Raw genomic sequence first — 21,394 nt, forward strand, 5'->3', positions numbered from 1 at the left:
ATTATGGAAAAAAAGTATATCTCCATTATAGAAGACAACATAATTTTTAGAGAAAATTTAGCAGCATACTTACAACAACTTCCCAATTATTTTTTACTTGGAACATATGATTGTTTTGAAACGGCACTGACAGATTTCAAATCGGGAAATCATCCTGATATTGTATTAATGGATATTGGGCTTCCTGGAAAAAACGGAATAGATGGCACAAAAATTATAAAGCAGTTATTTCCAAAAACTGAACTTATTATTGTAACCGTTTTTGAAGATAGCAATATGGTTTTTGAAGCTTTAAAGGCAGGCGCTTGCGGATATTTAACCAAAAGTTTAGGCTTACCCGAACTCAAAAAGGCATTAGACGATTTGGAAAAAGGTGGCGCTCCCATGAGTAATAAAATTGCAAAAATGGTCGTAGAATCGTTTCAACTAAATCATGAAGATAACACCTTATCTAAACGTGAAAAAGAAGTACTAACCTTGCTTGCAAAAGGAAAAACCTATAGTGCCATTGCTGAAGAATTATTTATTTCAAAAACTACCGTTCGTACACACATTCGAAACATTTATCAAAAACTACACGTAAACTCCAAAGCAGAAGCTATTCAATTGGCAAATGAAAAGAAGATGATATAAAAAAACTCGCAGCAAATAGCACATCTAAAACTTGCCTATTACAACTACGAGTTTATCGTTTAAAAACTAGAAACCTATATCATATAGATATTAATATTGTCTGTCTACAACTAACAAGCAAAAGAGTTACAATTTGCACAACGTGTTTGTGTTCTTTCTGTAGGACATACGCTATATTGTGATTGTCTACAAGTAGGTCCACCAATAGTACTTCCTACGACTCCACCTAAAATTTGATCTGTTGTTAAGTTGGAAACTAATTGTTTCTTCAAATTCAATCCTGTTTTTAAATTCTGTTTTTTCATAATGTGTATGTTTTGATTCAATCCAAAACTACTGCAAACAGAAGCGCGCTAAATCCTACAAAATGTATGATTCTACCAAAAAAAGCTTTAAAACCTGTTAAAATGATGTAAAAAGTTAAGTTTCTTGCGTCATTCTCACACATTTGATATCTTAGCAAAAGCTATGAATTTTAAGACTTACGTATACATTTTACTCATATGTGTACTTTCTTCCTGCAAAAATGAACCTTATGAAGATGTTCCAACGGCAGTAAGTGGTGCATATAGTGATGTACGTCTTGACTTTACAGTTCCTTCCAATTTTCCACCTTTAACATATGATTTAGAATCAAATCCGCCCACAGAAACTGGTTTTGAACTCGGAAGGCGCTTATTTTATGAAGGCCGATTAGCTTCTGATGGCGTTGTTGCCTGCGGATTCTGCCATATTCAAGAATTTGCATTTACACATCACACACACATTATAAGTCATGGTGTAGATGGTGCACTCGGAAGTAGAAATGCACAACCATTACACAATTTGGCATTTCAAAACGAATTTACATGGGACGGCGCTGCCATTCATTTAGACTTGCAACCAATCATTCCTATTACGAATGAAGTAGAAATGAACGAAACTTTCACCAATGTTATCGCTAAACTAGAAGCGCATCCTGATTATCCACGCTTATTTCGTGAAGCTTTTGAAAATGGTGAAATCAATTCTGAAAATATATTAAAAGCCTTGTCGCAATTCATGGTGATGATGGTTACCTCTAACAGTAAGTATGACAAATTTCGTCGTAATGAAGGAAATGTAACCTTAACAGCAAACGAAATGCAAGGAATGGCACTGTTCAACCAAAAATGTGCTTCCTGCCATGCTGGCGAATTATTTACAGATCAATCCTATCGCAACAATGGCTTGGCTATTGATCCTGATTATAATGATGTCGGACGCGCACGTGTTACGGGACTTCCGGAAGATAATTACAAATTTAAAGTACCAAATCTACGTAATATTGAAGTTACATTTCCGTATATGCACGACGGACGTTTTTCTAACTTAGAACAAGTATTAGAGCATTATCAAAGTGGAATTACGGACTATGACAACTTAGACAATTCGTTACGTCAACCTGATGGAACTTTAGGAATTCCTATGACCAACGAAGAAAAAGCACGAATTATTGACTTCCTAAAAACCTTTACGGATGCCGATTTCATTTTCGATCAGCGATTCTCTGAATTTTAGCTACATAATTTGGGCGCATCGCCATGAAAAATGCCGTCGGGCTATTCGCTACAATTCCTCGCTTCGCTGCGGGATTTTCACTGCTATCCTTTGCGCGATTTAAGGACAATTAAACCCTGAAAAAACATGAAACTTGAATACATATTAGAAGAACAAGATTTTATTAATTATCATTTATTCTCACTATCTGAAAACAAAACTCAAAAAAAAATAAAAAACATAACGAAACTAATTCTCGTGGGATTTTTTCTATATATCGGAATAACCATGTATACTTCTAATAAAACTGAACTTGCTATATTGTTAGGAATTACGGCTATTTTAGGGCTATTGTTTTTTGATAAATATTACAATTACCAATTAAGAAAATTGCATTCCAAAATTGTTAAAAATACGTATGCAAAAAGAATAGGAGAAAAAGAGACTATGGAGTTCACTTCTGAATATATCATTACAGAAGATAAAGCTGGCGAGGGAAAAATGAAAATATCCGAAGTAGAAAAAATTAACGAAACGCAAGCTAATTTTTTTATCAGACTATCAAACGGCGCTGCTTTAATTATTTCTAAAAAAGGAATCGATAATTTAGAAGAAATTAAAAATAAGTGGAAAGAATTGAAAATACCTATTTCTGAAAACTTATCTTGGAAATAGATAATTACACGTTACATTAAAATGGACAAAAGAACCCGCAACTATATTTTTGAGAATCAACTTGCATCTTGTATGAATACGACAAAATGGAAAAAATTAGTTGCCGAAATTACCGCTAATGAAACCTATGATCCTTTAGTAAATATCAAATTAATTTTTGATACAGATAACAATAATAGTTTTTCACCTGTTTGGTGGAATGAAGTTGAAAGAGATGGTTTTGAATTGACAGAATGGATTCAAATTCAGCCATTTAAAACTGAAAAAGGAGTTCGATTAATAAGTTCAACACAAATTGATTATACAGAATTCATACAAAAAGGACTCAATAAGCACAATATTCCATACGAATATGATGATGGTATTTTTACTATTTATGGATACAAACGCATGAAATAAATCAAAAAAAATAGTAGTAAACAACAAAAGTATTGTCATTCACTACTATTTCGCGTTATCTCTGATAAAAGATATATAATGTGTTTACTTCTTAATAAACTTCATTGAACTTCCATTTTTAAATTTCAAAAAGTACAATCCGTTTGTTAAGTTATTAATTGCTATTTCTTCGTTATTAGCAACTGTTCCACTTTTTACAATAGCTCCAATTGTATTATAAATTGTATAGCTTTCATTTGCTTTCAATCCATTCACTTTTACAAAATTCTTTGCTGGATTTGGGTACAAACTTACTTCAGAACTATTGTTTTCAAATGTATCTACAGACAATGTTGAATCTGCCACTGTATGTACCCAATTTGAACAAGGTCCTAGTCTAAAAACATTCCATAAATCTCCAGGACGTCCGTTTCCTGTATGATCTACTAACTGATATAAAATCCAATTATCAGTATCTGGAAGTCCTTCATTGCACTTGAAGTATTGAATTAAACCTGTTGAAGCAACATCTACTTCCATGTTCATTCCAATATTAATTTCCGAAGCCGTTCTTATAGTATTCCATACTCTTACTTCATCATATGCTCCTCCAAAATAAGTGTTTTCATATTCAGAACTCGCCAAGCGTGCATCCACATTGTTTCCAAATACAGGTGTAATTCCATTAGCAGTAGCTTCCCAATACCCATCAACATACAACATTAATCGGCCTGTAGTAATATCGAAAGTAACTGCAACATGATGCCAATTTCCATCATTGATGGCTCTAGTTCCTGTAATTGTAGTCCAATTGTTTGTATTATTTGCAATTCCAGTAGTCACAGTTCCTGTAGCGCTTTTTTCAATAAAGTATCCTTCTTTTGCTGTTCCACTATCATAGTGTTTAGAGTACAAGTGCTTTCCTCCGTTTCCGTTATCTTTTACCCAGAATTCAATAGTAAAACTGTCATTGTTAGCATTGGTGCCAAAAATTCCTGTTTCTGTAGATCTATACACTGGTGCAAAATCATTAACGCCATCAAAGCAAATGGCATATCCTAAAACTTGTGCGTTCAAACTTAAAACACAAGTTAAAAAGGCTAGTAAAAAAATGTAGTTTTTCTTCATTTGATAAAAATTTCAATTAATAATAGGGGTTAAAAATTCTAGTATTTCTAAAGTAGAAAAACGCAACAATACTTTTTTGCTTCAGAAGTACAACACAAATTTAGCATATTATGAACTAAACATACCTGCGAAATTCACGCATTTCAACAAAACAGGTAAAATTACATACAGATTTTTCCCAACAAATCAACAAGTTAGAAATTTGGATTTTTTTAAGTCCTAAAACATTTATAACCTTTTACTGAATAAGACTACTTATCATGTTTCATACAAAATAAGTCATTAAAAAAGGCCTTTTTTATGGTCTGTTTTTTTTAAAATTTTAGTCAAAAAAAACACTATCAAGAAATTCTATTATATGATTTATTATATAAATGTTAGGTTTTTATAAATAAAGCGGCAAATAGCGTATCTTTGCAAGTACAAATTAAACGTAGTATAAAAAAATGATAACAGTTTCAGAAACAGCCCGTAAAAAAGTAGTCGAGCTTATGACAGACGACGGTTTTGACGCTATCAACGATTATGTTCGTGTAGGTGTAAAAAGTGGTGGATGTTCCGGACTATCTTACGACCTTACGTTTGACAAAAGTCAAAAAGAAGAAGATAAAGTATTTGAAGACAACGGTGTAAAAATTATTGTAGACAAAAAAAGCTTTTTATATCTAGTAGGAACCACTTTGGAATACTCTGGTGGATTAAACGGAAAAGGATTTGTTTTTAATAATCCTAATGCACAACGTACCTGTGGTTGCGGAGAATCATTCTCTCTATAAGCAATTTGAAAGATTCAAACATTAAACAATACACACAAGCGCATTTATAAATTATTTGTCAAAAAGTGAGATTAGATAAGTTGATTTTTTAAATTATTTAATCTTTTAATCATATCGAAAGAATGAGTAAGTATACCGAAGAAGAATTACAAAAAGAACTCGAAACAAAAGAATACGAGTACGGGTTTTATACAGATATTGAAAGTGACACATTTCCTAGTGGATTGAATGAAGAAATTGTAATAGCAATTTCAAAAAAGAAAAACGAACCACAATGGATGACAGATTGGCGAATTGAAGCTTTTAGAATTTGGTCGGAAATGGAAGAGCCAGAATGGGCAAATGTACATTATGAAAAACCAGATTTTCAAGCCATTTCATATTATTCAGCTCCTAAAAAAGCAGATCCAAACAAAACGTTAGATGATGTAGATCCTGAGTTATTGGAAATGTACAAAAAACTTGGAATTTCTATTGATGAGCAAAAAAAATTACAAGGTGTCGCTATTGATATTGTTGTAGATTCTGTTTCAGTTGCTACGACTTTCAAAAAGACATTAGCCGAAAAAGGTATCATCTTCTGTCCTATCTCAGAAGCGATTCAAGATCATCCTGAATTGGTGAAAAAATATTTAGGAACTATTGTTCCACAAAAAGATAACTTCTATGCCGCTTTAAACTCGGCAGTATTTACGGATGGCTCATTCTGTTACATTCCAAAAGGCGTTCGTTGCCCTATGGAATTATCAACCTATTTCCGAATCAATCAAGCAGGAACCGGTCAGTTTGAACGTACACTTTTAGTTGCCGATAAAGGAAGTTATGTAAGTTACTTAGAAGGATGTACAGCGCCATCACGTGATGAAAATCAATTGCATGCTGCAGTTGTAGAGTTAATTGCATTAGATGATGCAGAAATAAAATACTCAACAGTTCAGAACTGGTATCCTGGAAATGCAGAAGGAAAAGGTGGTGTTTTTAACTTTGTAACCAAAAGAGGTTTGTGTGAGAAAAACGCAAAAATTTCTTGGACGCAAGTAGAAACAGGTTCAGCAGTAACATGGAAATATCCTAGTTGTATTTTAAAAGGAAACAATTCGGTTGGTGAATTCTACTCAATTGCAGTTACCAATAATTTCCAACAAGCAGATACAGGAACAAAAATGATTCATCTTGGAAAAAATACCAAGAGTACTATCATTTCAAAAGGAATTTCTGCAGGAAAATCGCAAAACAGCTATAGAGGTTTGGTTCAAATTGCCCCAAAAGCGGAAAACGCGCGTAACTTTTCACAATGTGATTCACTCTTAATGGGGAATCAATGTGGTGCACACACCTTTCCATATATAGAAGCAAAAAACAAATCTGCACAAATAGAACACGAAGCAACGACAAGTAAAATTGGAGAAGACCAAATATTCTATTGCAATCAACGTGGAATCGACACAGAAAAAGCAATTGCTTTAATTGTAAATGGTTTCAGCAAGGATGTATTGAACAAACTACCAATGGAATTTGCCGTTGAAGCACAAAAACTATTAGAAATTTCATTAGAAGGTTCAGTAGGATAGATAATCAATCATTAAAAATTAAAGCAAACATGAAAAAAATCTATTTCATATTCGCAGTATGCATGTTGACAATCGTAAGTTGTAAAAATGACGCTAAGAGTTCTGATAAAGAAACAGAAAAGACTGTAGCTTCGCAATACGAAACATTTACAGGTATGTTTTTATACTTGGAAAGTGAAAAAGCAGCCGTTTTCCAGGCAGCTGGAAGCAACATGTACGGAGTCGTAATAGACGATCAAATGTTAGCACTTAACAAAGAGTGCAAAAAATACAAAACAAAAGAACACGATATGGTTCCTGTTGTTATTAAAGGAATTACAAAGCCAAATCCTGTAAAAGATGCTTGGAAAGAAGTAATTGAAATTAAAGAAATTGTTTCAGTTCAAAAGCCAAGTGAAAATCAAGATGGTACTATTATCATCACAAACAATCAATAATTTCGATTAAAAAAATATAACACGCAGTAAAATGTTACACGTAAAAAATTTACACGCAAGTGTCGAAGATAAAGCAATTCTAAAAGGAATTAATTTAGAAGTAAAAGCAGGAGAAGTACATGCAATCATGGGACCAAATGGCTCTGGAAAAAGCACACTATCTTCTGTAATTGCTGGAAAGGAAGAATATGAAGTAACTGATGGAGAAATCTTTTTAAATGGTGAAAACATTGAAGAACTTTCTGCCGAAGAGCGTGCACATGAAGGTGTATTTTTATCATTTCAATATCCTGTAGAAATCCCTGGAGTTTCTGTAACAAACTTCGTTAAAACTGCTATCAACGAAACGCGCAAAGCGAAAGGTGAAGACGAAATGCCTGCAAGTGCTATGTTGAAGAAAATTAGAGAAAAAGCAGAATTATTAGAAATTGATCGTAAATTTTTATCTCGTTCGTTAAATGAAGGATTTTCTGGAGGAGAAAAGAAACGTAACGAAATTTTCCAAATGGCCATGTTAGAACCAAAATTAGCCATCTTAGATGAAACAGATTCTGGTTTGGATATTGATGCCTTACGTATTGTTGCCAATGGTGTAAATAAACTACGCAGTGAAGATAACGCAGTTATTGTAATTACACATTACCAACGCTTATTAGAATATATTGTTCCAGATTTTGTACATGTATTACACAATGGTAAAATTGTAAAATCAGGAACGAAAGAATTAGCCTTAGAATTAGAAGAAAAAGGATACGATTGGATTAAACAAGAAGCAACTGTTTAAGCAACGATCACAAAACGATATACATGGAGTTAAAAGATAAATTATTGTCATCCTTTATGGTTTTTGAAGATCGTGTACATGATCAATCAAAAGATTTAAACGATATCAGAAATGCAGCGATTAAAACGTTTGAACAAAAAGGATTTCCTACCAAAAAAGATGAAGATTGGAAATATACTTCCTTGAATGCTCTATTGAAGCACGATTATAGTATTTCTCCACAACAAGAAACTGCTGTTGAGTTTAAGGATGTAAAGAAGTTTTTTATTCACGATATTGATACCTATAAAATTGTATTTATCGATGGAAAATATAGTTCTTTCCTTTCGGAAACGACACATGATGGCATTGATGTTTGTTTAATGAGTTCAGCATTAAACAAGCCTAAATATAAAATCATTATTGATTCATATTATAACAAAGCTGCAAAATCAGATCATAGTTTAACGTCTTTAAATACGGCTTTTGCTTCTGAAGGTGCATACATTCATATTCCAAAAAATAAAGTAGTAGAAAAGCCAATTCAAATTGTCCATTTTTCTACTGGAAATGAAGCTTCGTTATTATTACAACCACGTAATTTAATTGTGGTTGATGAAAATTCGCATGTACAAATTATTGAGCGTCATCAAAGTTTAACATCAAATGTAGTGTTGACAAATTCGGTAACGGAAATTTTCGCAAATAAACGTGCGATTGTTGATTATTATAAAATTCAAAATGATAACCAACAAGCTTCGTTAATCGACAATACCTATATTTCACAAAAGCAAAGTAGCCATGCTTCTGTACATACATTTTCATTTGGCGGAAAATTGATTAGAAACAATCTGCAATTCTTTCAAAAAGGAGAACACATTGATTCTACTATGAAAGGAATCACAATTATTGGCAACAAACAACATGTTGACCATAATACATTGGTACATCATATTGAGCCAAATTGTGAAAGTCATCAAGATTACAAAGGTATTTTTGCAGATAGGTCTACAGGAGTATTTAACGGGAAAGTTGTTGTTGAGAAAGAAGCACAAAAGACAAATGCTTTCCAGGCGAACAATAATATTTTAGTAGACGACAAAGCAACTATTAACACTAAACCTCAGCTTGAAATTTTTGCAGATGATGTAAAATGTTCACACGGTTGTACGATTGGTCAGTTAGACAAAGATGCTTTATTTTATTTACGCTCACGCGGAATTCCGACAAAAGAAGCCAAAGCTTTATTAACATATGCTTTTGCGAACAATGTATTGGAAAGCGTAAAAATAAATTCGATTAAAACACGAATTAATAAATTAATAGCTCAGAAATTAGGCGTTAATTTAGGATTCGATTTATAAAATATAACGACATAAAAACAGAAAACCCGAAGTATATGCTTCGGGTTTTTTCATTTTCATAGAATTTTTAAATCGATACTGGAGGATTTATGAGAATTGATGTGTCAAATGTTAAACATCCATCACACGAATTACATGAGTTACATGAGCCAGTGCATGAAAACGCACACGAATTCCTTGTAATAATTATAGTTCCAGTGATGAAAACATCGTTTCCTCCTTTCAATTCTGAGATTGATGTTTTGTTAAGCTTAAGTGATTTTAATCCTCTTTTTTTCATGATAAATAATTTTAAAAATTGATAGTTACAAGGTTTTAAAAAATCAATCTCAATGTAAGAGGCTAAACACTAATAGTGTGTACGTAGAAATGCGTAAAAGCAAAAATCCCTAAGCAAATACCTTGGGATTTTTTTATTGCGAACTTTATAATGTTACTTCTTCCGCAATGATTCTAAATATATCAACCTCTGGAACCAATGTCTGTAATTGTAGAGCAACTGAACTAAATTGAGGATCTGCTTTCAGTTTTGCCCATATAATTTTGATATATTTATTGAAGTTATCCTGATCTCTTTGTTGATAATCTGGCTGATCTTTTACTAAAACCAACACTTGTTGAATTGTTTCTCTGGCTTGACTAATTTTTGAATTGATAGGATCGTGCAAACTTACCAAGACTGTATGAGCTGTTGCCAAACATTCAGCAGAAACCATAAACTGATGTTTGCGTTTTTGTGGAATATCTTTCTCTTTTGCAATGAATAATTGATTTCGTAAAATGCTTATCCTACTTGACTCTGCATACCCAAATTGCTTCAACACTTGTTCGTTTTCTGAAAGCCAACGCTCAATCTCTGCAAAAAAGCGGGAAGATTTGGAGCGAAGCAATTCAGAAATTAACCCAACTTTCAAAATAGATGTTTCAAAAAAGGTATGCTTTTCTATAATACTTGTTTTCATGTTTTCTTTGGTTTAATTTTTTTTTGCGAATCGACTTATTCGTAATTCAATACCTGTACTGTATTTCCTTCTGCATCAACATCTGTTGTCCATTCCATAGCATCATCCATAATATTTACTTTGATATTGATCATACTTGCCGGATCATTAATTTCTTTGAGTTTTTGTGTTTCTATAATCACTGGAAGCTCCTCTATTTCAGGTAATCTTTGTTGTAAATTGCTTTCAATTTCTAACACCATTGCATTACGAAACGTAGCTTCTTCAATATATGAACCAACAAAAGCTGAATACGCTTTAGAAGCAAATTTCTCCGCTTCTTCCCTTACTATTGTACTATAACTATTTGGTGACACTGGTGATAAATCATCTCTAGTTACCGCTACTTCAGAATCACGTTTTGTGCTTAAAGTAGCTTCTGATGAATTTTGTACTGTTAAAGCTGAAACGGTTTCTAAATCTGTAGCTATTTTAACGGAATAATCTTTTGCGATTTGTGAGACTTGTGATCTTATCTCGTTAATGTATTCTACTTGTTGTTCTGTTTTATTTGGAATAAGGTCTGAATTCACTTTAAAAAATGCCTTTTCATACACTTCTTGAATTTCTCTTTCAGAATAATTTCTTGTGACTGTTTGTGTATTATCAACAGCAACAGGAATTGTCAATTCTACATTTTTGATACGAATATTTGGCACAGAAAAATGCTTTAACATAGGGTTATTTACATATTCATCTGCAATGGCCAATGTTTCAATATCTGACTGCACTTTTGCATTGGTGATTTCTTTATAAATCTTTCCTATATAATCTTTTAATGTAATCATGATTTTATTTTTTTAGGTAGAAGAAACCTCCAAAGAGGTTTCTTCAATTAATTTTTAGTTAGGCTACTTTCTCAACTTCAGAAATTCCTTCTTCTAATAAATCTAAAACTCTGCTCATTCCAGCAGGTAATTCGTCTTGTACGGCATGGATTTTAATATTCATACTGTATGAACGTGTAGCTTCATCAGAGTAGCGGTTTTTCTTTTGGAACGAATAACTTCCTTTAAAATTCAATCGTCCAAATCCCCAACGTAAACGTAAATCTGCACTTAAGTTTAATTTGTGACTTGTCTCAGAAGTGTATTCAGTTACACTAGAAATTTTAGCATTAAAATCAATAGTAGTATCTGCTACACGCAAAAACGGAATTGGAATAATTGTTAATAAAGGAGTTGTTAACGTTACTGTTGTTGGCGAACCATCAACTAACTTTGAATACTCAAAAGTTACGTTTTTAACTTTACTGTCAGCATCAAGACCAACTGCATTGATAAAATCAACCGTTGATAAAGCTGCTGCTGCTTGCGCATCAATAACTGCTGTTAATGGTTTCCCTAACATTGCACTGAAATTGATGTTAGCGATTTCATTTGGACTAACTGGCATAATTGTAATATTTAAAATTTTTAACCTACTCTTTTTTAAAAGGCTTTTCGGCTTTCTCCTTAGGTCGTGAGCTTTATCGCGAATAATTCTCACATCATTTTAAGCTTAAAATTATACTCTTTCGAAAGAATTACAATGCAAATATAAAACATATGTTGCAATTAAGCAAACATATTACAGTAAATATTTGCAGCAGCCTATTAAAAAATTGTAATATGTTGTAAGATATGTGTAAAAAATACTTATAAGAGATTGGAATCTGTAATTTTGAAGAATTAAGGCATCATTATGCTAATTTACAGACGCACGAAAACATATGTTCGTTTTGTACATAACATTTGTGATAGTTGCAGCAGAAAAATTTACTATTAATTATTCAATAGCTGTACATATATTTTTTAGAAAAGAATTGAAATCCATTCCATCGTTTCCAGCCAGCCCAAAACGAACTACGACTAAATCCTTTGATGGAATAATGTATACACGTTGCCCTTGGTAACCGTTTGCTGAATACATATCTTTTGGCACATCTGGATGAAAACCACCTGCGTTGAGCCAAAAGTGTGCCCCATAGCGTCCGTCAGAAGTTGGTGTTGGCTTAGTCACATAATCTACCCAAGAAGCATCAAATAGTTGTGTTCCGTTCCAGTTTCCTTTGTGTAAATATAATAGTCCAAACTTCGCCCAATCACGTGGAGTTGCCCAAGAATATGAAGACCCAACATAGTTTCCTTCCATATCGGCTTCTAACAACATTGAATGCATTCCTATTTTATCAATGAATTCATCATATGGAAAATCTAAATATGCTTGATGATTTGAAAATTGCTTTCGCAGAATTCCTGATAGTAAATTTGATGTTCCAGAAGAGTAATACCAAGTTTCGTTTGGCTTCCCAATTAATGGTTTTTCAGCTTGCGACTTTGTCATGTCTTTTTCAAGAAACAACATCTTAGTTACATCTGATATTTTACCATAATCTTCTTCCCATTCCAAACCACTATTCATTTGTAATAGATTGTGTATCGTAATTGCGTTGCGTTCATCTTCTTTCCATTCATCAATTGGCGCTTTGTCCCAAACACTCAATTTTCCTTGATATTGTAAAATCCCATACATGGTACTTACCAAACTTTTTGTCATAGACCAACCTAGTATTCTAGAATCTTTATTAAACCCATCTGCATATTGCTCTGCTAGTATTTGATCTTTATATATGACTAAAACTGCACGTGTTTTTTTAACATCTTCTCCATCTACTTTTTCAAAAGCATTAGCAACTGCTGCATTAATTTGATCATATTTTACATTAGAAAATACTGTATCTTTTTGCTTCATTCCACCATATGGATATGGCGCCATGCGTGTAATGGAACTTCTATGTGGCACAGGCGTTTCCTGAGAAAGATCGTAATCATCCGTAATTAAAACACTTCCCAAGCCTTTTCTGTATACTGCTTTACGTGTCATTAATCCGTAAACGGAAGCAGAAGCCATTTTTTTACTTTCATCTACTTCATCGGCAGCAATATTGATAGGTCCGAAGTTATTATCTGTTTCATCAGTAAATTCTACGCTTCTTCCTGCAACAAATACAGAGGAACTCATACTTTTTGCAGAATAGCCTGAAATAATGTTCAAACGCGAATAATTAAATGCTATTACAATTCCTAAAAGGACAACTATGACGGCAAGTATTTTGAATGCTTTCTTCATGATAAATCAATTTCTGTACTCAAATATATTAAAATGAAATTTAGTAATGACATCTATCGTAGTGTTTTCCCTTTGTGAGAAATAGGAAAAACACCTAATTATTTTATCTATATACCTGCCTGCCAATAAATTAAAACAATTGACCTTTATCAAACTGTTACGTAACGGTGAAAATTATAAACCTTTTTAAAACAAAAACCATGAAAAAAAACAAAAAAAGCTTAAAAAAATTATCGTTAAACAAAGATGTAATTTCAAATTTAGAGAATGGTAGAATTAATGGTGGAGCACCAATTACTGTAGTTATTTGTCCAATTGTAACCAGATTTAACTGTCCAGTATTAACACCAGCGTGTCCTATATTAACAAATCCTATCTGTCCTATTTTAACACCGGCTTGTCCAATTCAATCAAGATTCGTTTGTTCTGATGTTGGATGTCCATCTGACTTTATCTGCTAATTTTTAGCAATTAATTATTAACAAGATTAAGGGCAACTACTGTAAAAAGTAGTTGCTGCTTAATTTATTAACACGTTACAACCATGAAAAAAAATAAAAAAAGTTTAAAGAAATTGACGCTTAATAAAAAAGTAGTGTCAAATTTAGAAAGCGAACAAATTAGTGGAGGAACTATTGTTACTATAGCATGTCCGGTAACTATTTTTTGTCCAACTCGATTTTGTCCGACAAAATTCAATTGTCCAACACTATTTAACTGTCCAACGCTTGGAGGTTGCCCTACATTCGGTGCATGTCCGTCAATAGCTGGTGGATGTCCAACAACTTTTTAGTTATAGGAAGTGTTTAAAACGTATGAAGTCGCTGTAAAAAGCGACTTCTCTTTTTATTTATATTTTGATTCAGGAAGTGACATGGCTTGTGGATAGTTTTTAGCGCGACTCAAAATATAATCTGCTTTTGCTTTCTCCATTTGCCCTAATTGTTCGTAACAATATCCTCTACTGTATTCAGCTTTTCCATCACTAAAAGCACCTGCATCGATTACAACACTTAAGTTTTTAATTGCTTTTTCGTAGTTCTTTTTTACTAAATCTATAATCCCAATATTTTGAACCGATAAGTAATCTTTAGGGTTTGTTTTTAGAATTTCTTGAAAAATCTTCCTAGCTTCTTCATACTTTTGTTGACTAAAGAAATTAAACGCAACTTGATGTTTCTGCTTCACCTCTGCACTACTTAAGTAAGATTTAAATTTTAACTTGTTCAACACTTCCTTTTTGGCTTTTAACAATGTATTACTGTTTGTATTATATACCAAACCTGTATCTAGTACTTTTAGCATCAATTCGCTATTTTTAGTACGATTGTACATCGTATTTGCTTTTACTTTCCATTCGTTTACATCAACCCAATTTAACTTTGTATATCTATTCATTATACGAGATAGGTTTGCAGTATCTTTTTGCTTGTTATAAATTCCTTTTAAAAGTCTATAGTTTGTTTTAAAAGCTGGATATCCATCAAATATGGCTTCTGAGTAATAGGCTGCACTATCCATATTATCATACACATTGTAAAAAATCTCTGCTTTGAAAGCTTTTACCAAGAAAGCATCTTTGTTATAATCTTGTGATTTGTTTAGAATCTCTAACGCTTCTTCATATTTTTTTGCTTTGATCGCATAGTTTGCTAAGTATACATTGTTTACGGTTCCTACATAACTTAATTCTGGATAGTTAGACCATTGTTTTTTTATACTTTGATATGAATTGTTCAGTTTTTCATCCGTGAATAGTGTTTTTCCGCTTAAATCTTGACGCATTGCACGTTGTAATCTATACGATTTTAACACCAAATAATTTGAAGCTACACTAGCAAAACTCACAAAGAAGATAATTCCAAATAATATCACTGAACGCTTACTTATGATAGTTTCGCCTTCTTTTTGTGTAAATGTCAAAATAAAAATTACGGCAAGTAAAAAGTAGAGTTGAATTGGCGCTCTTTCTAACGGGAAGTTTAACAAAGCATCAAATGTATACGCTAATGCAGATAAGAAAATAGTAAAATACAACAGTTGTTTTCCAAAATCTTTTTCGTTGCGAATCAATTTAAAAAACAACCATAACGGAAACAAAAATAGAGATACATATAGTAGAAACCCAATAACTCCTGTTTCTGCTAACTTTTCAAGAAAGTCGTTGTGCGCTCTTCTAGGGTTTTTAAAATTTCCTTTATCTGTCGTTAAATTTATATAATGCTCTTTTTTCCCAACTGCTTTATAGTTTCCATAGCCAACACCTAAGATTGGATTTTCTTGAAACTTTATAAATGCTAAATTCCACAAAGAAGATCGTCCTGAAACACTACTTTTATCAACAGTAATTGTTCCTGTATTTGGTAACAACTCTTTTACATTGTCTATATTTCTTTTTACAGCGATATCACCTTCATAAAAATCTATCAATTTAGGTTGAAATAGTGTTGTAAGACTGTTCATAGACATTTTATCCACTCTATTTACATTCAACACTAAAATAATTGCTACAATAGGCATTAAAAATAATACAACAGCTTCTTTCCTAAGAGCTATTTTATGCCTTACAATTCCATATATAATAAAACCTACTAACAATGTCATCACAATTACTAAAGACAAAACTGCCGTTCTCGATCCTGAAAAGAATAATGCCAACATTGTCATAAAAATAGCAACACTTGCAATGTATTTCCATACTTTTTTAAAATATAAAAACGCATATAATACAAACGGAAGCTGTACTATTAAAAATGCGGTATAAATATTTACACTAGAAAAATGATGCTGAAAATCATTAATAAAATCATTAATTCTTGGGCTGGATGCATTTCCTAAAAAATAACGTACAGATCGCCAAGAAAAGTAAATAACAAGCAACGTTGCGATGCGACATGTAAATTCGAAAAACGATCTCGGATTTTGTTTTACAAACACATACAAACAATACAAGGCAACCAAAATAGCTATCAATCGTGCCAAATGCACCAAACTTTCACTTACATTAATTGCCGTTAACATTGATAAACAACCAATTGCAAAAAAACCAATAAATAATAAAAAATAGCGTTGTACATGTTTTGGAAATGAAAACACTTCAAACTCATCTCTATTTTTATAGATAAAACCTAGCGAAATTAAATTCAAAACAGATACATACAACCATTCTGGCGCGTCATAATCCATAGCGCCAAGCAATGGCATCAATCCTGTAAGTAAGTATAAAACAAATAGAATTTTCGCTATAGTAACATTGGTATCTTCACTAGGCGTAGTGTTTGCGGCTTTTTTGGTTTTCATGTTGGCTTGTTTAAATCGCTGAAATCTATCAATGAACACATCTTGATTTTTTAATTCTCTAAAGAATAACTAAAATGAGTTCCCTAATTTGAAAGCAAAATACGAGAAAAAACTCAAAATAATTTACATCCTACTTAGAAAGAAAATCATATTTACGATGAAAGGCAAAAAGCAGCGTTTAGTGTTGTTACAATTACAACTGATTTCATATAAAAAGTGACAAGGCATTCTATGAATAGTTAGTATCTTTGCACAGATAGAATTCAGACTATGTTAGATATTCAAAAAATAAGAAAAGATTTTCCTATTCTCAATCGAGAAGTAAATGGAAAACCCTTAATATACTTCGATAATGCGGCAACTTCGCAAACACCACAACAAGTAATTGATTGTATTGTAGATTATTATTCACGTTACAATGCAAACATTCATAGAGGTGTACATACGTTAAGTCAGGAAGCAACGGATGCTTATGAAGAAGCACGTATAAAAATTCAGCAACATTTTAATGCGGCAAAACCGCATGAAATGATTCTTACTTCAGGAACTACAGATAGTATTAATTTAGTTGCCAATGGATTTTCTTCGCTTTTACAAAAAGGTGACGAAATCATTGTTTCTGCGTTAGAACATCATTCAAATATTGTTCCTTGGCAAATGTTGTGCGAACACACAGGTGCTATTTTAAAAGTAATTCCAATGTTTGAAGATGGAAAACTTGATATGGATGCGTATGTTTCATTATTGAATGAAAATACAAAATTGGTCTTCTGTAATCATGTGTCCAATGCCTTGGGAATTATCAATCCGATCGAATTTATCATCGAAAAAGCACATGCCGTAAACGCAGCTGTATTAATCGATGGCGCACAAGCTTCTCCACATATAAAAGCAGATGTACAAGCATTGGATGTTGATTTCTATGTAGCTTCTGCACATAAAATTTGTGGTCCAACTGGTGTTGGATTATTATATGGAAAAGAAGCTTGGCTGAATAAATTACCTCCATACAGAGGTGGTGGCGAAATGATTGACCAAGTTACGTTTGAAAAAACAACGTATGCAGGTTTGCCACACAAATTTGAAGCTGGAACGCCAAATATTTGCGGCGTTATTGCTTTTGGAGCTGCTTTAGATTATATGAATAATATTGGTTTTGACGCTATTGCTGCATATGAAGACGAATTATTAGCCTATGCTACCCAAAAATTGCTAGCTGTTGGTGATGTTACTATTTACGGAACTGAAAACAAAGTAGCCGTAATTTCATTTAATATAGCAAACATTCATCCGTATGATATTGGAACTATTATAGACAAGCTAGGAATAGCCGTTCGTACAGGACACCATTGTGCGCAACCAATTATGGATTTCTACAACATTCCAGGAACGGTTCGTGCTTCATTTTCATTTTACAATACCAAAGAAGAAATAGATACCTTTATTGAAGCTATAAAAAAGGCTAAAATGATGCTTTCGTAATAAAAAGCACTTAAAATACCATCCATCTACAGAATCGACCCATTGGTCGATTCTTTTTATTTTAAATACATTCAAAATATTTGTGTATTTCATCGATAAACTTACTATTTCTCACTTATAGGTCAAAACTCTCAAATATTGTATTTGCAACAAAGTTGCTATAAAACTGTTATTTATCTAAAATTTTAGGCTTTTTGTTGTGAAAATCACAAAAAATTATACATTTGATCGATTTTAACCCGAATTAACTTTAAAGACAAAAATTATGAGAAAAATTTTTCTGAGTATGATTGCACTTGCGGCAATTACGGTATCATGTAGTGATGACCAAACTACTGACACAAATGAAATACCACAACAAGAAGCGGTAGACATGAGTGATTTCTACTTGTATACTGATGCTAATACCTATGTTGGTAGAGGAGAACAAGCAACTACTGGTGGCTGTTTTAGTATGCAAAAGCTAAATCAACAATTAGATAACGATCCTCAGTTATACCAAAAAATGTACGACCTCGAAAAAAAGTACAGACAAAATACTATTGCACAAAGACCAGGAAATGGTAACGGAAATAATAACAATGGCGGAGGTGGTGATCCAGAACCACCAACAGACAATTTAGGTGTGGTAACTATTCCTGTATATGTGCATGTTGTATACAGTAACAGTAATGAAAACATTAGTAGTGCACAAATTAATTCTCAAATCGCAGTATTAAATGACGATTTTAGAAGAAATAACAATGACGCTAATCAAACACCATCATTATTTGCTCCAGTAGCTGCAGATACTGAAATTCAGTTTACTTTAGCTAACACATTTAGATATTCAAACTCAAGAACTTCTTGGGGAACTAATGATTTAGTAAAATCAACATATCCACCAGTAACACCTTCAACTCACTTAAATATTTGGGTTTGTAATATTGGTGGTGGAATCTTAGGATATGCACAATTTCCTGGTGGAAGTTCAGCTACAGATGGAGTTGTAGTTTCTCCACAGTATTTTGGAACAACTGGATTTGTTGCTGCTCCATTTGATGGAGGTAGAACAACAACACATGAAGTTGGTCATTACTTAAACTTACGTCACATTTGGGGAGACGGAAGATGTAACAGAGATGATTTTGTTTCTGATACACCAAAATCTGACAGACCAAATTACGGATGTCCATCATTCCCAACAACACATTGTCGTTCAACAGATATGACTATGAACTATATGGATTACACAGATGATGCATGTATGAATATGTTTAGTGAAGGTCAAAAAAGTAGAATGCGTGGTGTATTAGTTTCTGGTGGAGCTAGAGCAAGTCTTGTAAATTAATCTACGTTAAAGTGCTAAATTTAATAGAAGAAAGACGTCAAATTGGCGTCTTTTTTTGTATTATTATATAACAAAATTAAAAATACGACTCATGAAATATCTTCTATGTTTATTCTCCATTACATTATTTGCTAAAGGTTGTAATAACTCAGAAACTGAAACTATAAAAAGTGCCCAAGACGATATTTCAATTTCATACGAAGCATCTTCTCGTGGCTTCTATCAAAAAGTAAATCTTACCAAAGAAAAATTTTCATTTACCAAAATTAGAGACGGCAAAGTTTCTGTACAACAAGAGATGTCTACAGAAGATTGGAATGAAATTATACAACTCTTAGATAAGATTGATTCTGAAAAAGTAAAAAGCAATCCTGCGAAAGAAGAAGATCTTGCCAGAGATGCTGCCATTCCTGCAACCTTAGCTATTAAATACAAAGACAATACGGTAACCACAAGTTCATTTGGTCATGGAAATCCACCAGAAACACTAGCGCCTTTAATGAATAAAATTCAAGCAATGATAAAAGCAGTTGATAAACCGTAATAGTTGTTGTATTTTTGCGTCTAAATAGTACAATCGTGTAAACGAAGAAAAAATGACGATACAAGAGATACAAGAAGAAATAGTTGACGAGTTTGCTATGTTTGATGATTGGATGCAGCGCTACGAATACATGATTGACCTTGGGAAATCACTTCCACTTATTGACGAGAGTCTTAAAAAAGATGAAAACCTCATCAAAGGTTGTCAAAGTAAAGTATGGGTACATGGTGAGATGAAAGATGATAAAATTGTATTTACAGCGGACAGTGACGCAATTATCACCAAAGGAATCATTGCTATTCTAATCAGAGCCTTTTCTAATCAACATCCTTCTGCTATTATTGAAGCCAATACCGCTTTTATTGATGAAATTGGACTTAAAGAGCATTTATCACCAACAAGAGCAAATGGATTGGTGAGCATGATTAAACAATTAAAGTTATATGCAATTGCATATCAAACACAATTAAACTAAAAAAATGTCAGTAGAAACAATAGATACAGCAGCTTTAGGCGAAAAAATAGTTAGAGTATTAAAAACAATTTACGATCCAGAAATTCCAGTAGACATCTACGAATTAGGGTTAATTTATGATGTTTTTGTAAACGAAAACCACGATGTAAAAATATTAATGACACTTACATCTCCAAACTGTCCTGTAGCAGAAACGCTTCCATTAGAGATTGAAGAAAAAGTAAAATCGTTAAAAGAAGTGAATAACGCTACTGTTGAAATTACTTTTGACCCTGAATGGACAAAAGATTTAATGAGTGAAGAAGCAAAACTAGAATTAGGTTTATTGTAAAGATATGGCAGAAGAAATCATCAATAGAGTTGCACAGAGTAAATTAATTACTGTTGATTTGGAGGACTATTATCCTGCTGGAGAACGTGTGCTTTTTGATATTTCTGATTGGTTGATGGAAGGACTTATTTTACGCGAAAAAGATTTCCGAAAATATGTTGCCGAATACGACTGGTCGCAACACAAAGGACAGTATGTTTCATTAATTTGTTCAACGGATGCCATCATTCCTGCATGGGCATATATGCTAGTAAGCGTACATTTGACACCTTTTGTCGAAAAAACGATAATTGGCACTCTTGATCAGCTTGAAACTTCAATCTATCAGGAAATCATCAACAATTTAGACGTTTCTTCATACCAAGACAAGCCTGTTATTATAAAAGGTTGTGCCAACAAACCTATACCAGACAACGCCTACACGATGTTAACGGCAAAATTGCACAACGTTGCTAAAAGTGTTATGTATGGAGAAGCTTGTTCTTCTGTTCCACTTTATAAGAAAAGATAATTCTTTCAAAAAATCAATTAAACAATTGACAATCATAAGTTTAAAAATTTTATGATATTTTTGTGT

At 32.7% G+C, this 21,394-nt stretch carries 25 protein-coding genes; 17 read left to right on the forward strand and 8 right to left on the reverse strand.

The genetic code is table 11. From position 1 onward, the window contains the following. The first annotated feature begins 3 nt into the window (after nt 1-3). A complete protein-coding gene (locus tag Q0828_RS08195; protein WP_298419461.1) occupies nt 4-633 on the forward strand; it encodes a response regulator transcription factor in 630 nt (209 codons plus the stop codon). A 110-nt stretch (nt 634-743) separates the two neighbouring features. On the opposite strand, the gene Q0828_RS08200 is transcribed toward Q0828_RS08195, so the two are convergent. Next, on the reverse strand, nt 744-938 hold the full coding sequence (locus tag Q0828_RS08200) for a hypothetical protein (RefSeq protein ID WP_298419462.1): 195 nt from the start codon (nt 936-938) through the stop codon (nt 744-746). 163 nt (nt 939-1,101) lie between these two features. On the opposite strand from Q0828_RS08200, the gene Q0828_RS08205 reads away from it, so the two are divergent. The 3 genes from Q0828_RS08205 to Q0828_RS08215 all read left to right on the forward strand — a co-directional run bounded on the left by Q0828_RS08205 (nt 1,102) and on the right by Q0828_RS08215 (nt 3,225). Further along, entirely contained in the window at nt 1,102-2,172 is a 1,071-nt protein-coding gene (locus tag Q0828_RS08205) for a cytochrome c peroxidase (protein WP_298419463.1), read from the forward strand. Between the two features lie 237 nt (nt 2,173-2,409). Next, nucleotides 2,410-2,826 carry a YcxB family protein gene (locus Q0828_RS08210; RefSeq protein ID WP_298419464.1) on the forward strand — a complete coding sequence of 139 codons (417 nt, stop codon included), beginning with the start codon at nt 2,410-2,412 and terminating at the stop codon, nt 2,824-2,826. 21 nt (nt 2,827-2,847) lie between these two features. Continuing rightward, nucleotides 2,848-3,225 carry a DUF6678 family protein gene (locus tag Q0828_RS08215; RefSeq protein WP_366523571.1) on the forward strand — a complete coding sequence of 126 codons (378 nt, stop codon included), beginning with the start codon at nt 2,848-2,850 and terminating at the stop codon, nt 3,223-3,225. Between the two features lie 84 nt (nt 3,226-3,309). On the opposite strand, the gene Q0828_RS08220 is transcribed toward Q0828_RS08215, so the two are convergent. After that, the gene (locus Q0828_RS08220; protein WP_298419467.1) at nt 3,310-4,332 is read right to left on the reverse strand and encodes a LamG-like jellyroll fold domain-containing protein; all 1,023 of its coding nucleotides are present in this window, start codon (nt 4,330-4,332) and stop codon (nt 3,310-3,312) included. Nucleotides 4,333-4,778: 446 nt separating this feature from the next. On the opposite strand from Q0828_RS08220, the gene Q0828_RS08225 reads away from it, so the two are divergent. The 5 genes from Q0828_RS08225 (at nt 4,779) to sufD (ending at nt 9,243) form a co-directional block, all read left to right on the forward strand. Beyond that, nucleotides 4,779-5,108 carry an iron-sulfur cluster assembly accessory protein gene (locus Q0828_RS08225; protein WP_298419469.1) on the forward strand — a complete coding sequence of 110 codons (330 nt, stop codon included), beginning with the start codon at nt 4,779-4,781 and terminating at the stop codon, nt 5,106-5,108. Nucleotides 5,109-5,230: 122 nt separating this feature from the next. Then, nucleotides 5,231-6,679 (forward strand): Fe-S cluster assembly protein SufB, encoded by a 1,449-nt coding sequence (gene sufB / locus Q0828_RS08230; protein WP_298419471.1) that lies wholly within the window; start codon nt 5,231-5,233, stop codon nt 6,677-6,679. Between the two features lie 29 nt (nt 6,680-6,708). Continuing rightward, nucleotides 6,709-7,116 carry a hypothetical protein gene (locus Q0828_RS08235; protein WP_298419473.1) on the forward strand — a complete coding sequence of 136 codons (408 nt, stop codon included), beginning with the start codon at nt 6,709-6,711 and terminating at the stop codon, nt 7,114-7,116. Nucleotides 7,117-7,147: 31 nt separating this feature from the next. Continuing rightward, the gene (gene sufC, locus Q0828_RS08240) at nt 7,148-7,900 is read left to right on the forward strand and encodes a Fe-S cluster assembly ATPase SufC (protein WP_298419475.1); all 753 of its coding nucleotides are present in this window, start codon (nt 7,148-7,150) and stop codon (nt 7,898-7,900) included. Between the two features lie 23 nt (nt 7,901-7,923). Continuing rightward, nucleotides 7,924-9,243, forward strand: coding sequence for a Fe-S cluster assembly protein SufD (sufD, locus tag Q0828_RS08245; RefSeq protein WP_298419476.1), 1,320 nt, complete (start codon nt 7,924-7,926; stop codon nt 9,241-9,243). Nucleotides 9,244-9,310: 67 nt separating this feature from the next. On the opposite strand, the gene Q0828_RS08250 is transcribed toward sufD, so the two are convergent. The 5 genes from Q0828_RS08250 to Q0828_RS08270 all read right to left on the reverse strand — a co-directional run bounded on the left by Q0828_RS08250 (nt 9,311) and on the right by Q0828_RS08270 (nt 13,355). Further along, the gene (locus tag Q0828_RS08250) at nt 9,311-9,523 is read right to left on the reverse strand and encodes a hypothetical protein (RefSeq protein WP_298419478.1); all 213 of its coding nucleotides are present in this window, start codon (nt 9,521-9,523) and stop codon (nt 9,311-9,313) included. 145 nt (nt 9,524-9,668) lie between these two features. Continuing rightward, a complete protein-coding gene (locus tag Q0828_RS08255) occupies nt 9,669-10,205 on the reverse strand; it encodes a hypothetical protein (protein WP_298419479.1) in 537 nt (178 codons plus the stop codon). A gap of 35 nt (nt 10,206-10,240) precedes the next feature. Next, the gene (locus Q0828_RS08260) at nt 10,241-11,032 is read right to left on the reverse strand and encodes a hypothetical protein (protein WP_298419480.1); all 792 of its coding nucleotides are present in this window, start codon (nt 11,030-11,032) and stop codon (nt 10,241-10,243) included. A 58-nt stretch (nt 11,033-11,090) separates the two neighbouring features. Continuing rightward, the gene (locus Q0828_RS08265) at nt 11,091-11,639 is read right to left on the reverse strand and encodes a DUF2589 domain-containing protein (RefSeq protein WP_298419481.1); all 549 of its coding nucleotides are present in this window, start codon (nt 11,637-11,639) and stop codon (nt 11,091-11,093) included. 372 nt (nt 11,640-12,011) lie between these two features. Beyond that, nucleotides 12,012-13,355 carry a serine hydrolase gene (locus Q0828_RS08270; RefSeq protein ID WP_298419482.1) on the reverse strand — a complete coding sequence of 448 codons (1,344 nt, stop codon included), beginning with the start codon at nt 13,353-13,355 and terminating at the stop codon, nt 12,012-12,014. A 200-nt stretch (nt 13,356-13,555) separates the two neighbouring features. Here Q0828_RS08270 and Q0828_RS08275 point away from each other — a divergent pair, with 200 nt between their 5' ends. Both Q0828_RS08275 and Q0828_RS08280 read left to right on the forward strand, forming a co-directional pair. Then, a complete protein-coding gene (locus tag Q0828_RS08275) occupies nt 13,556-13,816 on the forward strand; it encodes a class I lanthipeptide (protein WP_298419483.1) in 261 nt (86 codons plus the stop codon). Between the two features lie 83 nt (nt 13,817-13,899). Beyond that, nucleotides 13,900-14,148 (forward strand): class I lanthipeptide, encoded by a 249-nt coding sequence (locus Q0828_RS08280; protein ID WP_298419484.1) that lies wholly within the window; start codon nt 13,900-13,902, stop codon nt 14,146-14,148. A gap of 53 nt (nt 14,149-14,201) precedes the next feature. Here Q0828_RS08280 and Q0828_RS08285 read toward each other — a convergent pair whose 3' ends face one another. Further along, entirely contained in the window at nt 14,202-16,655 is a 2,454-nt protein-coding gene (locus Q0828_RS08285; protein ID WP_298419485.1) for an O-antigen ligase family protein, read from the reverse strand. Nucleotides 16,656-16,925: 270 nt separating this feature from the next. On the opposite strand from Q0828_RS08285, the gene Q0828_RS08290 reads away from it, so the two are divergent. The 6 genes from Q0828_RS08290 (at nt 16,926) to Q0828_RS08315 (ending at nt 21,328) form a co-directional block, all read left to right on the forward strand. Next, a complete protein-coding gene (locus Q0828_RS08290; RefSeq protein ID WP_298419486.1) occupies nt 16,926-18,137 on the forward strand; it encodes a cysteine desulfurase in 1,212 nt (403 codons plus the stop codon). Between the two features lie 265 nt (nt 18,138-18,402). After that, entirely contained in the window at nt 18,403-19,467 is a 1,065-nt protein-coding gene (locus Q0828_RS08295; RefSeq protein WP_298419488.1) for a zinc metalloprotease, read from the forward strand. Between the two features lie 91 nt (nt 19,468-19,558). Further along, nucleotides 19,559-20,011: a hypothetical protein gene (locus Q0828_RS08300; RefSeq protein WP_298419490.1), complete on the forward strand. Its 453-nt coding sequence runs from the start codon at nt 19,559-19,561 to the stop codon at nt 20,009-20,011. 52 nt (nt 20,012-20,063) lie between these two features. Next, a complete protein-coding gene (locus Q0828_RS08305) occupies nt 20,064-20,486 on the forward strand; it encodes a SufE family protein (RefSeq protein ID WP_298419492.1) in 423 nt (140 codons plus the stop codon). Nucleotides 20,487-20,490: 4 nt separating this feature from the next. After that, nucleotides 20,491-20,817, forward strand: a complete 327-nt coding sequence (locus tag Q0828_RS08310; protein ID WP_298419494.1) for an iron-sulfur cluster assembly protein — start codon at nt 20,491-20,493, stop codon at nt 20,815-20,817. A 4-nt stretch (nt 20,818-20,821) separates the two neighbouring features. Next, nucleotides 20,822-21,328: a DUF2480 family protein gene (locus Q0828_RS08315; RefSeq protein ID WP_298419496.1), complete on the forward strand. Its 507-nt coding sequence runs from the start codon at nt 20,822-20,824 to the stop codon at nt 21,326-21,328. Nucleotides 21,329-21,394: the final 66 nt, after the last annotated feature.

Origin of the sequence: uncultured Kordia sp., from assembly GCF_947496985.1 — a bacterium.
Lineage (GTDB): Bacteria > Bacteroidota > Bacteroidia > Flavobacteriales > Flavobacteriaceae > Kordia.